At 37.6% G+C, this 16,053-nt stretch carries 12 protein-coding genes; 7 read left to right on the top strand and 5 right to left on the bottom strand.

Features of this window, described 5'->3' with window-relative positions; all coding sequences use genetic code 11:
• Positions 1-70: 70 nt before the first annotated feature.
• The 5 genes from JUJ52_RS01200 to JUJ52_RS01180 form a co-directional block, all read right to left on the bottom strand.
• Positions 71-1,087 (bottom strand): sugar kinase, encoded by a 1,017-nt coding sequence (locus JUJ52_RS01200; protein ID WP_121605786.1) that lies wholly within the window; start codon positions 1,085-1,087, stop codon positions 71-73.
• The gene (gene dagF, locus JUJ52_RS01195; protein WP_026682081.1) at positions 1,080-1,835 is read right to left on the bottom strand and encodes a 2-dehydro-3-deoxy-phosphogluconate aldolase; all 756 of its coding nucleotides are present in this window, start codon (positions 1,833-1,835) and stop codon (positions 1,080-1,082) included. The genes JUJ52_RS01200 and dagF overlap by 8 nt, the downstream gene beginning before the upstream one ends.
• Position 1,836: 1 nt before the next feature.
• Positions 1,837-2,940, bottom strand: coding sequence for a DgaE family pyridoxal phosphate-dependent ammonia lyase (locus tag JUJ52_RS01190; protein ID WP_026682080.1), 1,104 nt, complete (start codon positions 2,938-2,940; stop codon positions 1,837-1,839).
• Positions 2,918-4,018, bottom strand: coding sequence for an amidohydrolase/deacetylase family metallohydrolase (locus JUJ52_RS01185; RefSeq protein WP_026682079.1), 1,101 nt, complete (start codon positions 4,016-4,018; stop codon positions 2,918-2,920). The genes JUJ52_RS01190 and JUJ52_RS01185 overlap by 23 nt, the downstream gene beginning before the upstream one ends.
• Positions 4,019-4,361: 343 nt before the next feature.
• A complete protein-coding gene (locus tag JUJ52_RS01180; protein ID WP_026682078.1) occupies positions 4,362-5,426 on the bottom strand; it encodes a C40 family peptidase in 1,065 nt (354 codons plus the stop codon).
• 652 nt (positions 5,427-6,078) lie between these two features.
• Between JUJ52_RS01180 and JUJ52_RS01175 the strand changes: the two genes are divergently transcribed.
• The 7 genes from JUJ52_RS01175 to JUJ52_RS01145 all read left to right on the top strand — a co-directional run bounded on the left by JUJ52_RS01175 (position 6,079) and on the right by JUJ52_RS01145 (position 15,790).
• Positions 6,079-6,738 carry a response regulator transcription factor gene (locus JUJ52_RS01175; protein WP_166530128.1) on the top strand — a complete coding sequence of 220 codons (660 nt, stop codon included), beginning with the start codon at positions 6,079-6,081 and terminating at the stop codon, positions 6,736-6,738.
• Between the two features lie 114 nt (positions 6,739-6,852).
• Entirely contained in the window at positions 6,853-7,497 is a 645-nt protein-coding gene (locus JUJ52_RS01170) for a LuxR C-terminal-related transcriptional regulator (protein WP_166530129.1), read from the top strand.
• A gap of 528 nt (positions 7,498-8,025) precedes the next feature.
• The gene (locus JUJ52_RS01165; RefSeq protein ID WP_026682076.1) at positions 8,026-8,355 is read left to right on the top strand and encodes a DUF3870 domain-containing protein; all 330 of its coding nucleotides are present in this window, start codon (positions 8,026-8,028) and stop codon (positions 8,353-8,355) included.
• 213 nt (positions 8,356-8,568) lie between these two features.
• Positions 8,569-9,729, top strand: coding sequence for a DUF819 family protein (locus JUJ52_RS01160; protein WP_026682075.1), 1,161 nt, complete (start codon positions 8,569-8,571; stop codon positions 9,727-9,729).
• A 100-nt stretch (positions 9,730-9,829) separates the two neighbouring features.
• Positions 9,830-10,900, top strand: a complete 1,071-nt coding sequence (locus JUJ52_RS01155; protein ID WP_205389018.1) for a dipeptide epimerase — start codon at positions 9,830-9,832, stop codon at positions 10,898-10,900.
• A 44-nt stretch (positions 10,901-10,944) separates the two neighbouring features.
• A complete protein-coding gene (locus JUJ52_RS01150) occupies positions 10,945-11,976 on the top strand; it encodes a C40 family peptidase (protein WP_374487857.1) in 1,032 nt (343 codons plus the stop codon).
• 532 nt (positions 11,977-12,508) lie between these two features.
• Positions 12,509-15,790: a TIM-barrel domain-containing protein gene (locus JUJ52_RS01145; RefSeq protein ID WP_205389016.1), complete on the top strand. Its 3,282-nt coding sequence runs from the start codon at positions 12,509-12,511 to the stop codon at positions 15,788-15,790.
• The last annotated feature ends 263 nt before the right edge of the window (positions 15,791-16,053 follow it).

Raw genomic sequence — 16,053 nt, 5'->3', positions numbered from 1 at the left:
TTTCAATAGAACTAGTATTTTTAATACGTATTCATTTCTCATTTGTTACTAGTCTTTATTCTTACTATTATCATCGTCTTACGTCTGTACTACACGTTTTCATTGCTTGGAGTACTTCTTTTTCTGTTGCTCTTGGTGTATCGCCAACAGTTGTATGAGCAAGAATCGCTGATGCTACTGCAAAATCTACAATGTCCTGATTACTAAAATCTTCGATTAAGCCGTGAATAATCCCACTAGCAAAGGCATCACCAGTTCCAATTCGATCTAAAACGGAAAATGTCCGTTTATTAGAGAACGTAAACCTTTCTTCCTTATATAAAAAACCCATTAAACGATGCGTTTGATTATCAAGAATATTGCGATGTGTTCCAGCGATAATAGGAATATTATACAAATTAGCAACTTTTGGAATGAGGTCCATAAGTTGATTACGTTCACTTTTCTTTTCTGTATACATGCCTAATGTATGCAGGGCATCCTTTTCGTTCATTATCACGATATCAGCAAGTTCAAATATTTCTTCATAATGGCTGCGAGCCTGATGATGGCCATTCTTTCCCCATAGTGAAGGACGGAAATTACAATCAAAAATGATGGTTCCGCCTGCTTTTTTTACTGCATGTGCAAAGGTTTTTAATTGCTGTCTAACAAGATCATTCATCGCTAATGTAATCCCACAAAAATGAACGATATCAATTTGTTCAGCAAGTTTCTCAAAACGATAGAAATCGTGAGTCGCTGTATTAAAGCTACTCTCCATACGATTAGAATAGGTTACTCTGCTTGGCCTAACACCAAAGCCATTTTCTAAAAAGTACATACCAAGCGATTGACCATGTCGTATAATAAAGGAGGAATCTATACCTAATTTTTGCAAAAAGGATTGGGCTGCATCTCCTAGGGGAGTAACAGGTAACGTGGTTACGATTGAACCTCTATGTCCAAAACATGTAAGAGCTCCGGTAATATTGACACCTGTACCAGAAAAGCTATAGTTTAATGAATCTGCTTGTGAGAGTAATTTGTAATCAGGAACCTGCAATCGCATCATGACTTCACCAAATGCGGCAATATGCTTAATCATATGTATCAACTAATTTCTTCATGATGTCAGTTAACGCATAAATATCTTCAATATTTGTTTCACCAGTCTGTTTACTAATAATGGAAGAGTATACATGAGGAATAATTTTAGGAACATTTGCCGCTAATGCGATTTCCAAAATGGTGTTAAAGTTTTCTTTATTTATTCCACCAGTAGGCTCTAATCCAAAATCTTCCTCCCCACATGCCTTGGCAACAGCCTTGTATGCCTCAATCGTTGTAAGTCCTTTCATAGGAAAGAATTTAATAGCATTTCCTCCCATATCGCGAATTAGAGCAATTGCAGATTTGATAGGTACAATAGCTTGCTCCTCTATAGTAGCACTAATTGCTCCAGTGGAAATCTTAACGAGGTTTGGATCCTCCGTAGGAGATACTAAACTATTAATCCAGCTATTACGTTCACCTAAATTAGCTCTTGTTGCTCCAACAGCAGGGAATACTTGATTAATGTGGTCACAAGCATAATGCTTTACAATTTCAGCAACAACAGAAGCTTGTTTATTATCTCCCGCTCCTAGTCCAATAGATATGGCTCCGTCTATCGCTTCTCCATAAGCTTGCATAGCTGCAATAGCATTATCGATTGTTTGATAATCTTTTGATAGTACTCCAATTAAAACATGTCCTTCAGCAGCTTGGAAAACTGCTTTGGCATTTTCGGGGCTATTGGCTAAAACATTCAATGCGACACGCTGCTTATAAAACCGTTTTTCGATGGCTAGCATGTTACATCCCTCCTACGTATGTTTTAATACTTTCTTTAATAATATGGATATCATCATTCTTTAATGAACGTGGGTCGATATCAAAAAAACCTTGGTTCGCCCCATAATCTCTTGTATAGATAGCTATATTGCCATTACGAAGCTGTTGGGTTAATTTTTTTGCAGAGATCGAAGCAATATTGGCATCAATCTGAATTCGTGCTCGATATATAGCTCGACCTGCTTCATCTTGAACAACCGTTACAGTTATACCGGAAATATGATTTAAGTCTTCTAATTCTGTTAAGACTTCTTTTTGCAGTAGACTATTATCAGGCTTATTCGCATATTCATCAAGCGCTTTAAGTAAACCAAAAATAGACTCTTTACCTACTTTCATACTTCGGCCAATTCCATGCAATTGTACCTTTATCCATTCGATGTATTTTCTTCTACCGGCGACAATACCGGAGGTTGGCCCTTCGATTGCTTTTGATCCACTGTAAATAACAACATCAGCGTAGTTTATATACTTTTGCAACGCTCCTTCAGCCGCAGCATCTACAATGAAAGGGATTTGCTTCTCTTGAGCGACTTGATAAGCCTCCTCAACGGAAAGTATGTTTTTTTGTACGGCATGATGTGATTGAACATATAGAATAGCTGCTGTTTTTGATGAAATGGCTTCACGGATATGCTCTGCCTTACCTTCATTAGCATATCCAGCTTCAACAACTGTACCACCACCTAAGTAAACCATTGTTTCGATAGGGGCTCCATAGTGTACATTATGACCTTTTAACAAGATAACCTCATTCTTCTCAATTGGTTCCTGATGTAGGCGATCGCTTTTACGACGGTTCCCCTCAGTTATTAGTCCAGCAACAGACAATACAATTCCGCTAGATGCCGAATTAACTATTACAGCAGCTTCAGAGGCTAAGTGATTGGCAACGTAGTCACCAGATTTATTCACTAAATCTGCCATTTCAACGTAATTTTGTCCTCCTTGCTTCATAGCTTCCATAACGGAATCTGTCGGAGCGGATACTCCAAGAATACTCATTCGACCACTTGCATTAATGACACGCTTTAAACCATAGTTAGCATGTAAGGTACGTTCCATTCTTAAACACTCCTTTAGCCTTAATATGTTTGGTAGCTATTTGTTCCTCGCCTTCCGAGTCAATTAGCTTTACAGGGCTATTCTCTATTGAAAATAAAGTTAAATTAGCTGGTTCTCCTTCTTGAATTCTTCCGAGTTTTGGCATCTTTAACCAATTAGCAGCATTGATCGTTACGCCAGCAATTACCTCCTCTATTGAATAACCAAGATAGAGGAATTTAGATAGTGTTTTAGACATACTATATACTGGTCCATTAAGTCGATTGTTTCGATAAATATCCGTACTAATTGTGTCGAATTTTAATCCTTGTCTTTTTGCTGCTTCGGCTACTTGAAATGAAAAACTTGCTGAACCGTGTCCAACATCTAAATGAATGCCTTTATTAACTGCTTTCGTAACAAATGAATGGATGTGCTCGTTATTATCAAATAGACGATTTGCCTTTCCGTGCAAAAAATGTGTGACGATGTCTTCCTTTTCTAATAAATCGAAAATTTGTTCTATATAAGGAGGACTTGAACCGATATGAACCATTAACGAGCGTTTCGTGATGAGAGATAAACGACGAGCCAATTGTAGAGGCTTAATTCCTTGTTCACCTACAACGCTTTTACTCATTCTTGCCTTTAGACCGACGATAAAGTCAGGAAATTGTTCCACTGCCTTAACCACTTTATCACTATTAATCCAGCTTAGATTAGATAATTCGTCTATTCGTTTTAGACCAATGCTAGAGATGTTCAAAAAAGCAAGTAGATTTGTTTTACACTGCTTGGATAGCTCGTGGAGGTCTGCAATGCGGTCCGCTCCGCAACTACCTGCATCTACAACAGTTGTTACTCCTTGCTTGATGCCGATTTCATCGACATCATCCCCATAAGGATCAAATTCAGGAAAGGCGTGTACATGCAAGTCAATCCAGCCACTTGAGACGTATAGACCAGTGCAATCAATTACATGCTCTCCATTTAAAGTTTTGGGCTCAGAAATAGCTTTTATTGTTCCATCTTCAATAAAAAAGTCGTATTTTTGATGATTTAAACGTGACACATTATGTAATACATAGGTGTTACACATAGCAGACATCCTTTTTCAGTAATTTCATTGTTTTCAGTATATCATTTAACTGGTATAGTTATCTATATTTTACGAAATTTTGCTGAATAATTATTGATAAATGCGAATGAGAAATAAGAAAATAGAAACTTACATGAAGAAAGTATTGGCTGGGCATGGTGAGTCTATTACTGGATTGAGCAGAGAATTATCGTGAAAAATGGTAATCAAGGGTTGAGGCATCGTAATGGTGTAAATAAACTATTACTTTGATAAAATCGTAACAACAAAAAATCCTTATGTCGCTGGCTTGCGATGTAAGGATTTTGTTAGCTGTATTAACGAAAAATGACTAGCTACACTATTAATAAAAGCGTTTAAAACTATCAAAATGTTTTTTCCAGTAGGAGTTATTTAAACTGCTTATTTGCACTCCACTTGAACCAGCATGAATGAAGGTGTTATTCCCCAAATAAATGCCTAGGTGAGATATGCCAGGACGATAGGTTCCTGCAAAAAAGACAAGATCCCCTACTTGAGGCTTTGTAACATAATGGGAGCGATTAAAATAACCATCACTGGAAAGTCGATTTATACTCATGCCGCCTTTTTTGTACACGTAATGAATAAAACCACTACAATCAAATCCTGATGGTGTCGATCCTCCCCAAACATACTTTACTCCCTGCATACTCTTTGCCGTTTGAATAACCTTTTCTACATTATATTGAACATTGTTAGATGGTTTTTCATTGGTATTTCCGTTTGAATTAGTGTTTGAGCTACTACCTATACTCAATTTTTGACCGATAAAAATTAAGTCAGAGTTTAAGTTATTCCACTTTTTTAAATTAGCTACACTAACCTTATATTGAAGAGCTATCCGTGATAAAGTATCACCTGATTTTACGATATATACCTTTGTTGAACCTGTTTGATTCGAACTGTTATTAGAAGAACTAGAACCTGAATTAGATCCAGTAGAACTCGATCCGTTTGAACTATTTTTTGAAACAGCAAGTACATTACCTGGATAAATTAATGTTGAATTAAGGTTGTTCCACTTCATAAGGTTGCTCAACGAGATATTATACTTAATGGCAATTCCGCTCAGCGTGTCTCCGCTTTTAACCGTATACGTTTTAGAGCTATTCGAATTATTATTAGTTGGTTTTGAAGAACTGGAGCTAGAACCGGACGTGTTGTTATTCTCTGTTTCTATGATTTGATTGGGGTAGATCGTATCTCCTGATAGTTTGTTTATCGATTTTAATTTGGCAACATTTGTATTATACTTTTGGGCTATTGTCCATAAGGACTCGCCGCTTTTAACTTTATGAGACGCTGCTTCTACCTCTTCCGCTGCAAATATTGCCGAGGCTATTGCTGCACTTGCAGTAACGGACATGATTATTTTTTTATTGCTCATTATAGGTCCTCCCTCACATAAACGTGCTAATATATAGAACTATTATCTCTATTATCGGAAGAAATTGGATGAAGTTTAGGGAAAATGGATGTTTTTTAGAATAAAATTTTCGTGTCTTTTTATCTATGAAAAATCCTGGAAAATCAGGGTTTTGTTGAAATTTGCTTCATGTTGATAAAAATTATGCGATTTATTAGTTCTTTTTAACTGTAAATTAAGGTGTTTTCAGATTACCAAATTTAAACTATTTAACCATTGAATTGAAATATAACTATGATTATATAGTAGTGTTTGGTATAATTAATAGTACTTTAGAAATGATACAAAAGAACTATTTAATATTTAAAAACATACTAGCTATGTTTAATTGGTTAGTAAAGATAAATTGGTTACTGACTAATCAGTACCGTTTTATTTCACTTTATCCCGCATATAACTGGCAGTAAGCTCCCCACTTCAAGGAATAAAGAGAAACCAGTATTGCTAAGTGGGGAATCAACTGCCGGTAAATGTCAGATTGGTTCAGAGGCCTTTAGGTCATACCCTTGTGGTACTAACCATCCGTGGGATAAACAAAAACCCCCCACGGATGGAAGTTTCACTTTATTCACTTGATGTAAGGGGAGAAATTAGAGATAGAGGGGTCATATGAATGATAAAGGTGATGATTGTAGATGACCAAAGGTTATTTATTGATGGGCTTCGAGCATTAATTAGTAATGAAATAGATATAGAGGTTATCGCTACTGCTGTCAGTGTTAATCAAGCAATAGAGAAAATGGTAGAGAATACTCCTGATATTATACTTATGGATGTGCAAACTCCCTACAAGCAGACCGCTAGGGCAATTGTAAAAATGATAGAGAAATATTCAGGAATCAAGGTAATTGTTTTAACTACAATTATAGATGAGGATCTAATCATTTCATCTATTAATGCAGGCTGTAAAGGTTATTTATTAAAAAACCATGATTCAAAGCATTTACTTAGAGCTATAAGAGATGTTTATCATAATGAAGTTGTCTTTTCAGGAAAAATCTCACAGATATTGGCAAGAAAGATTATAGAGACAAAGTATGATAACAGAGAACTACTTAATAAAGCGTTTTTAAATCGAAACATCCATTTATCGAATAGAGAACTAGATATAGCTTGTCTATTAACAGAGAATATGTCTAATAAACGTATTGCCCAAAGGCTTTTTCTCAGTGAAGGGACAGTGAAAAATTATATCAGTGGAATTTACACTACGTTTCAAATTCATAACCGCAAAGAACTTGTTAGCTATTTTCAACGTTTATTACAAAAATAGACGAAAAAATATGACTATTTAATAGAAAAGTAACTAAAAATATGACCATGTATTTAGTATGATGTATGTAATTCGAAAACTCAATGCTTTAAAAGCAGGAATGAAGGTCATACTATGATAAAAATCGTTTGCATCCCAAATAGTGACTTTATGAAAAACATTGCACGAACTCTTCGCACAACAAAGGGTATAAAGGTTATCGACGACGTAAGCAGGTCTGGAAGGAAATTAAACAATACGGTGGCATTGATTGATTTAGATAGATACGAAACTGACAATTTATTATCATTAATTAAAGATTTATCAGATAGAGAGATTAGAGTAATTGGTTTTATAGATGCCTGTTTAGGAGTAACTAATTTAAAGTTCATTGATGCTGGAGTAAATAGTATATTTGTAAAGTATGATTCAGTTACTGATAATATTGCAAAGGTAATTGAAAGTTTAAATAGAACTAATTATTATTTACCGAATAAGCTGATTTCGCCATTACTGCATGCTATTGAAGAAAGAAAAAGAGCAAACCAAGAGGCATTTGCTTATCGTATTGAAAAGTCTGGTTTTTCTATGACTAGAAAACAAATAGATATAGCATATTTATTAAGAAAGGGTTTTAGTAATAAAGAGATCGCATTATTCCTTGGAATATCAGAAGGGGCAACGAAAGTACATATTAGTAGAATATACGCTAAAATGGGCAATTCAACAAGAAATGAAGTAATTGATATATTTGATCGTTTAATGACTAGGCGTGGTTAAATGTCTTTTTATCCCGCATATAACTGGCAGTAAGATTCCCAATTCAAGCAATAAGGAGAAACCAAAATTGGTAAAAGGGGAATCAACTGCCAGTAAATGTCCGATTGGTTCGGGCCTACATGGAAGTAGGTCACAAAGGCGTTGCCACAGGACGTGGCGATTTAAGCCTTTGTACGTATTTGTTTCAGTAAAAGCCGGATGGAAGTTTCACTTTATCCCGCATATAACTGGCAGTAAGATTCCCAATTCAAGCAATAAGGAGAAACCAAAATTGGTAAAAGGGGAATCAACTGCCAGTAAATGTCCGATTGGTTCACCTAACCATCCGTGGGGATAACAAAGCTCCCACGGATGGAAGTTTCACTTTATGTAAGAGTTATGGTAAGAATGATCGTATTTGACGTAAATTTTCAAAAATATTATAATGTTACTATATTTAAAAGAAAGCGTATGCATGATATAAGTTACTGCAAGTTTCCCTTGTTGGCCCCTTATATCATCTGCAGCATCCTAAAGGGGATTCTTTCATTGTATAATGACAATACCATCTATGTAATTGGCGATGCAAAGGCACCGCAGAACAACCCAATTACGAAAAAGTACAGTCAATTTTTTCTAGCATTAGTGATTGATGCGACTACTGATGAGATTATTGATAGCGAATGCTCCTCAACGATACAATTAACCAATGCGTTTGTAAGATCATTATTTATTGGTCGAATGGTGGATGATAAGGGTATTGAGGAAGCGATTCGCAAGCGATATCAAGGTTCATCGCAAAAGGCGCTAGTTGTCGCCTATCATGATGCAAGATATAAATATAGCCAAGCGAAAGCTGCTTTGACTACAGAAGCCTAGTCGAAATCCAGCCTGACATTATTTGTTAGGCGGGATTTTTTATTTGGTCTGAAAATTAAGGTAATTGCATCTTGGATGGAGAATTATACAGGGAAAGTAATTGCTATGGAATACGTGAGCACCTTTTGTGGCAAAGGGGGAGAGGCAACAATCCGATGTTTCCATGTATAAAACGTAAGAAAGATATTATTTGATAATTAGGGGGAAAACAACATGATTACAGATGGTTTCTTTTATATTGCTGTCTTGGTAGCGTTAGCTGCACTGATGGTTGGAATAGAGAATAAATTTAGCTCGAACCGCTTTTTAAAATTCATCCCAGGTATTGTACTAATTTATATTGGGGCGGCCTTTTTGCAGACAATTGGTTTATTTGATAATGAAGCTACAGCACCTGCATATTCTACTGTGAAGAATGCTCTGCTTCCTGCAATGTTAATGATGATGCTATTGAAATGTGATATTCGCAGTATCATTAAACTTGGCCCACGCATGCTCGGTGGATATTTTGTTGCGGTAATTAGTATCATTCTTGGTTTTGCCATTGTGTACTTGATATTTAATCACTTTTATGTAGCGGATACATGGCGTGCTTTTGGAGCACTTGCAGGTAGTTGGACTGGTGGGAGCGCTAATATGGTGGCTCTTCAAGACATTCTACAGGTTCCAGAAAATATTTTTGGTTATGTGTTAATGATGGATACGATCAATTATGCAGTATGGGTCATGTTTATGTTCTGGTTGGTTCCGTTCGCAGGTGCGTTTAATCGTTGGACGAAAGCAGATACAACGATTATGGATAATGGCTTAGCAGAGGATGCAGGCAAAATGAATGATATGCAAGGTACGGAATTTAAGCATATGATGTACTTGCTTGGGATTGGTCTACTTGTCTCTGCGTTAGCAACGTTAGCTGGAAATCATTTACCAGCTTTAGGAGATGTGTTCAGTTCGACTACATGGACAATTCTAATTGCTTCTGTTATTGGATTAATACTTGGGCAAACACGTATATCTAAAATTCCAGGCGCATTAGATGTTTCCAATGTAATGTTGTATATTATCGTGGCATTAATCGCTTCGCAATCCGATTTCTCACAGATTGCCCAAGCTCCTATTTATCTGATTTCTGGTTTTTTAATTATGTTCATTCATTTAGTGATTATGCTGTTACTAGGAAAGCTGTTCAAATACGATTTATTTACACTAGGGATTGCCAGCTTAGCAAATATAGGAGGAATGGCCTCAGCACCGATGCTTGCTGCTTCCTATAGTCGTAGTTTAATCCCAGTAGGTGTAGTTATGGCATTAATTGGTTCCTTCCTCGGTACGTATTTTGGCATGTTTATAGGGAAAATACTTGAAATATTGTAAAGCTGCTATTTTTTAAGAAAATGGCATAAGATATCAGTAGATTCACAGAACAATAGAAAGATAGATCAATGTTTAAAAGTAGAAAAAGGAGGAAATTGTGTTGCTTATTGAGGATATACAGGTATCATACCGAAAAATCCCGTTGCACACCCCGTTTAAAACGGCATTGCGGACGGCAACTGAAATTGAAAGTATAACGATAATTATTCATTTAGAAAATGGCATGGTAGGTAAAGGAGAAGCAGCACCGACTTGGGTGATCACCGGTGATTCTGCACAAAGCATTCAAGCAGCTTTAGAAGGACCAATTAAACAGGCTATCTTGCATCAAGACCTTTCTCATTTCCAAACGCTGCTGGCAGCGGTCCAGAATAGTTGTATAGGAAATACGAGTGCCAAGGCAGCGGCTGATATGGCATTTTATGATGCATATAGCAAATGGTTGAATATCCCACTATATCAATTATTAGGTGATAATCAATCACTTCACACATCAATGACGGTTGGTGTCGATGATCCAGCGAAGATGGCAGCTGATGCCAAAAAATGGGTCGAAGCTGGTTATTCTCGTTTGAAAATTAAAGTAGGCTCCAAGCCAGAACTAGATATCGCAAGGGTTTCTGCGATAAGAGAAGCTATCCCTACGGATGTGTTGCTCAGGCTAGATGCGAATCAAGGCTGGCAACCGAAACAAGCTGTCCAGTTAATTAAAGAGATGGAACGAATGGATTCGGGAATAGAGTTTATTGAACAGCCAGTAAAAGCCAAGGATCTAGAAGGGCTAAAGTTTGTTACAGACCATGTGCAGACGGCAATTATGGCAGATGAGAGTATCTTTTCTCCGTTAGATGCATTTACGATTGTCAGTGGTCATTATGTGGATTTGTTAAATATTAAGTTAATGAAATGCGGTGGGATTCGGAATGCGCTAAGCATCGCTAATTTAGCTATGGTGCATCGAATTCCATGTATGATTGGCAGCATGATGGAATCTAGTTATTCTGTTGGAGCAGCAGCACACTTTGCCGCAGCTCATCCAAATGTACTCTACTATGACCTGGATGCTCCACTATGGTTAGTAGAACAGCCTACGGTAATTGATTATCAAGGTGAGAAATTACATCTATCATCTGCTGCTGGCATTGGCACAGTGAATCAACCGAAAGATTAACATGGAAAATCATAGAAGGAGGCAAATTCATGTTTGTAAAATGGATGAAAATACTAGGAATGGCGTTAATTGGATGTATCTTAGTAAAACCAATCATATCACAGGCGGCAGGCAATTCTGAGGAGCATGTATTTGAAGCCGAAGAAGATATGATTGCTTATATAGATGTTGCAGTCGCTACGCTTTGGACTGAGCCTAATATCTTACGGGAAGTGGATCAACCATCTGCGAGCAATCCAGTAGCTATTTGGAAATGGAAAGAAGATATGACGTATGAACAAGAATTGCAGTTGTCTGGTGATGGGATGCTGGAGACGCAGGCTCTGTATGGGAATAAAGTCACCATTCTTGAAACAGAAGGAGAGTGGGTGAAGGTTGCTGTTGATGGACAACCTACACCAAAAGAGGAATTAGGTTACAGCGGTTGGATGCCAGCTTCACAGCTCACCTATACAACGAAGTTCGCTAATAAAACTGATGATCCATTTGTTATGGTAGACGCACCAACTAGTTATTTATATCATACACCAGCTTTCCGCCATCAAGGAATGGAGATTAGCTATAATACACGCTTACCTTATCTAGGTGAATCCAAGCATGCATATCGTGTGATGCTACCATCTGGAAGTCATGCATGGGTGAAGAAAGCAGATGCCAAAACCTATGAATCTCAAAAAGCTATTCCGACGCCAACGGGACAAGCGTTAGTAGAGGCAGGGAAGCAATTCTTGGGCCTGCATTATCTGTGGGCAGGTATGAGTGGATTCGGATTTGACTGCTCTGGATTTACATTTACCCTGTATCAATCTCACGGGATAACGATTCCACGTGATTCCAGTATTCAAGCAACACATGGTGAGCCGGTGGCATATGAAGATATTCAGCCTGGAGACCTCTTGTTTTTTGCCCATGATCAGGGCAAGGGAAGTGTCCATCATGTTGCGATGTATGCTGGTGACGGTAAGATGATTCATTCACCAAATTCAAAAAAAGATGTGGAAATCATTCCAGTGACAACAAAAGGGTATTATGAGAAGCTTTCAGGTATTCGTAGGTATTTGTCGAAAACAGACTAAAGTGTTAGAAAGGATGGGTAAATAACCTGAACGCTTATCTCTAAAGTTACAAAAGATAAGCTTTAAAGTATTGGAAGTATACTCATGAGCAATTAGCTAATGGAAATAGGACAGAGGAAAGCTAGTTGTGATAACGAATTAGAGAGACTATTGCATATTTGTGCAATAGTCTTTTTACTTTCCTAAACAATTAAAAAGTAAACGTTTTGTATGATTAAATCAGTCATCCACTTCTCTTTTCTATGTATGGTTAAAACGTAAGTACTAAATTAATAGAGATAGTCTAATAGTAGTGTGTTTATTTTGAATAAAAATACCCTTTTAAATATTAAGGAAAGAATCTATACTCTAAACAACTGGTTATAACCACATGATTTTTAAATCTAATGGGAAGCCAGAAGAATGGAAGGATTACTTTGGCTAGTATTACTTCAATAACGTAATCGACTACGAAGGAGGGGGCATTTTTTAAAAGCTAGTTTTATAGCTAGGAAGAGAGAATAATTTTAAACGATAGGAAGTGATTAATAAAGTGGAGAAACTTTTAAAATTCCTCGTCTCTAACGCTGTTATCATAGTTGCGCTTACAATGTTGGCATCAGCTAGTTTTGCGCAGGAGGAGCAAAAAGATGAAACTGTAATTGGGAATCTTACAGACTTCTCTGTGGAAGAGAACACCTATACGTTATCCGCTGGTGATGCAAAGGTTCGTGTTGTTTTTTACAAGGATGATATGTTCCGGATTTGGTTGGCTCAAGATGGAGAATTTACGGATCCGGCTGGAGAAGATATCATCGTAAAACATGAATTTCCAGAGTTAACAACGAATTGGTCTAATGAAGGAGATTACTATCGTATTGATACCAAAGATGTGACATTGCGTGTTTATAAACAGCCATTGCGGTTTGAGCTATATGAATCAGACAATAAAACCGTTGTATGGAAGGAAATGAAAGGGTTATCATGGGATGATGAAGAAACGAGACAAACATTAAAACGTGCTGAAGAAGAACAGTTCTTTGGTGGTGGTATGCAAAATGGTCGATTTACTCATAGAGATGAAACGATAGAAATATCCACCTCTTATAATTGGGAAGATGGTGGACATCCGAATGCTGTTCCATTTTATATGAGTACAAGTGGTTATGGCGTTTTTCGAAACACCTTTTCTCCTGGATCTTATTCCTTTAACGACCCAGTAAAGACAATACACAAAGAAAAAAGATTTGACTCCTATTATTTTTATGGACCTGATTTAAAAGAGATTCTGGACGGTTATACTGAGCTTACTGGTCGACCTTTTATGCCGCCATTATATGGTCTGGAGCTTGGCGATGCAGATTGCTATAATGACGAAGGGCAAACGACTATAGACTCTCTAGAGGTGGCAAATGGGTATCTACAATACGACATGCCTGTAGGCTGGATGCTTGTTAATGATGGGTATGGCTGTGGCTATGAAGGTCTGGTGGAAGTAGGTCAAGAATTAAGAGACCGGAATATTGAACTTGGGCTATGGACAGAAGACGGCTTGCCAGATCAGGAATATGAAGTTAGTGAAGCAGGAGTCCGTGTTAGAAAATTAGATGTTGCTTGGGTTGGACCAGGTTATCGATTTGCATTAAACGCTGCAAAAGAAGCCTATCAAGGCATCGAAGAAAATAGTAACGCACGGGGCTTTACCTGGATGGTTGAAGGTTGGTCCGGGGCTCAACGTTATGCTGTTCAGTGGACTGGTGATCAAACAGGATCATGGGAAAACATTCGCTTTCATATTCCAACAATTGCTGGTTCCGGATTATCTGGGCAGGCATTCACAACAGGAGATATTGATGGGATTTTTGGTGGAAGTGCAGAGACATACGTAAGAGACTTACAGTGGAAAGTATTTAATCCAGTATTAATGAGCATGTCAGGCTGGGCGGATACAGATAAACAGCCATGGAGGTATGGAGAACCGTATACCTCCATAAACCGAAAATACTTAAAGCTAAGACAACAGCTTTTGCCTTATATATATACCTATGCGGCAGAGGCACATCAAAGCGGCGTACCTTTAGCTCGCTCCATGGTGTTAGAATATCCTGACGACCCTGTAACTTGGAATAAAACGACACAATATCAATACTTGTTTGGCGAATCCATGCTTGTTGCTCCGGTATATGAAGATACAGAAACACGAGATGGGATTTATTTACCAAAAGGGAAATGGCTAGACTATTGGAGTGGTAAAGTTTATAACGGACCACGTATCGTGAACGATTATGATGCACCATTAGATAAACTTCCGCTGTTTGTTAAAGCTGGTGCGATTATTCCGATGTGGCCGGAAAATAATTCCTTTAAAGAATTAGCCAATGATCATCGAGTGATACTCGATATTTATCCCCATGGCGAAAGTAGTTTCTCCTTATATGAGGATGATGGTATTAGTCGGGAGTATCAAGATGGAGCCTCGGCTAAACAATTAATTACAACCAACGCACCGAAGAATGGTAAAGGTAATATTGAGATTACAGTTGGTTCCAGCGATGGCGAATATGATGGAAAACCAGAAAGCAGGCCGTATACCTTTACTGTTCATACAGGTGAAAAACCTGCAAATGTAGGGATCGGAAAAGGCAAGAAATTAATGGAATATGATTCGAAGGAAGATTTTGCAAAGGCAAGTGAAGGTTGGTACTATGATGCGGAAGATCGTAACGGTATTGTACACATAAAGACCAAACCAATGTCAACGAGTGAATCCTTCACAATGACAATACATGGATCCAGTAGTGTAGGAGATGACGAAGGTGATCCTGCAGCATTATTTCGCTTGGAAGTACCGGATGAGAAAAAAGCTGGAGATCCCATTACTGTGACAGCAAGCTTTCTGAATGGTTCGACCAAAAAAATGAAAGATGTGCTACTTTCATTAGAAGTACCTAATGGGTGGGAAGTAGATGGATCGACAAACGCTTTGTTTAATAAGCTGGATAAGGATAAAGAGGTCACTGCCACATTCACATTAATACCTCCAGAGCATACAGGCGAAGGTGAATATGATATAGTAGCCCATTCGACATTTAAACAGAGTGGAGATGATTATACCACTAATGCTTATTCGAACGTGTCTATTATGGATCCATATAAACTTAAACAATCGGAGATGACTGCAACTGCAACGAGCGAACAATCAGGTTCTGACCCAGCCGAAAATGCTATTGATGGAAACCAAAACACGATGTGGCATACGGATTGGTCTGGAGATGATAAGTTGCCACAATCTATCACCCTAGACCTTGGGGGCAAGCACGAAATTAATGAAGTTACCTATTTACCTAGACAGTCTGGGACTAATGGAATTATTACTAAATACAAGCTGTATACTAGTACCGATGGTGAAAATTTTAGAGAAATAGCAAATGGAGAGTGGAGTAACGATAAAGCGGAAAAAAGTATTCGTTTTGATTCAATAGAAGCGTCGCATATTAAATTAGAAGCAATTGAAGGTGTTGGAGGATTTGCTTCCGCAGCAGAACTAAATGTTTTTGTTTCAAAACGGCATCAAGATACGAGTACACAATCATTGTTGAAGTCGCTTCGTGATAATCGTGATAAAGTGTACACGGCAGATGCTTTCCATGAATTAGAATTACATTTGATAGCAGTGAGTCGTTATGAAAATAAACAAAAAGCAAAAAAAGTAGTGAAACACATGAAGGGGTGGAAAAGTCTACTTGATCAACAATTAGAAAAAGATGTAATATCTGATAAAGCTTTTGATAGCTTTCAAAAACAAGCTGATAAGCTAATTAAAAAGTGGAAGTAAATTTCACCTTGACGATCCATCTAAAATTCTGTAATAATAGAGTTAATTAAATATGGTACCTTTAATTCAGTCCAGAGAGGCTGACAAGGACAGCGGATATGTGTAGGGATATGTATTGATTTAACAATTATCCATAGTAAAGCTAGCAATGTTTTTGGATGTGGATAGTCCCTTTGAACATAGGCTTCTTGTCGCAAGCGACTGGAAGCTTATTTTTTTACACCATATTCTCTTCTTGGGTTGGTACCACAACCAGGAGGAAA

Origin of the sequence: Virgibacillus sp. AGTR, assembly GCF_016919725.2 — a bacterium.
Taxonomy (GTDB): domain Bacteria; phylum Bacillota; class Bacilli; order Bacillales; family Amphibacillaceae; genus Virgibacillus; species Virgibacillus salarius.
Note: the sequence above shows the minus strand (reverse complement) of the source record. Positions and strands in the feature narration are given on the sequence as shown.

Coding starts and splice junctions, on each gene's coding strand:
- JUJ52_RS01200 (WP_121605786.1), bottom strand. CDS start 1,087: ATGATTAAGCATATTGCCGCATTTGGTGAAGTCATGATGCGATTGCAG.
- dagF (WP_026682081.1), bottom strand. CDS start 1,835: ATGCTAGCCATCGAAAAACGGTTTTATAAGCAGCGTGTCGCATTGAAT.
- JUJ52_RS01190 (WP_026682080.1), bottom strand. CDS start 2,940: ATGGAACGTACCTTACATGCTAACTATGGTTTAAAGCGTGTCATTAAT.
- JUJ52_RS01185 (WP_026682079.1), bottom strand. CDS start 4,018: ATGTGTAACACCTATGTATTACATAATGTGTCACGTTTAAATCATCAA.
- JUJ52_RS01180 (WP_026682078.1), bottom strand. CDS start 5,426: ATGAGCAATAAAAAAATAATCATGTCCGTTACTGCAAGTGCAGCAATA.
- JUJ52_RS01175 (WP_166530128.1), top strand. CDS start 6,079: ATGATAAAGGTGATGATTGTAGATGACCAAAGGTTATTTATTGATGGG.
- JUJ52_RS01170 (WP_166530129.1), top strand. CDS start 6,853: ATGATAAAAATCGTTTGCATCCCAAATAGTGACTTTATGAAAAACATT.
- JUJ52_RS01160 (WP_026682075.1), top strand. CDS start 8,569: ATGATTACAGATGGTTTCTTTTATATTGCTGTCTTGGTAGCGTTAGCT.
- JUJ52_RS01150 (WP_374487857.1), top strand. CDS start 10,945: ATGAAAATACTAGGAATGGCGTTAATTGGATGTATCTTAGTAAAACCA.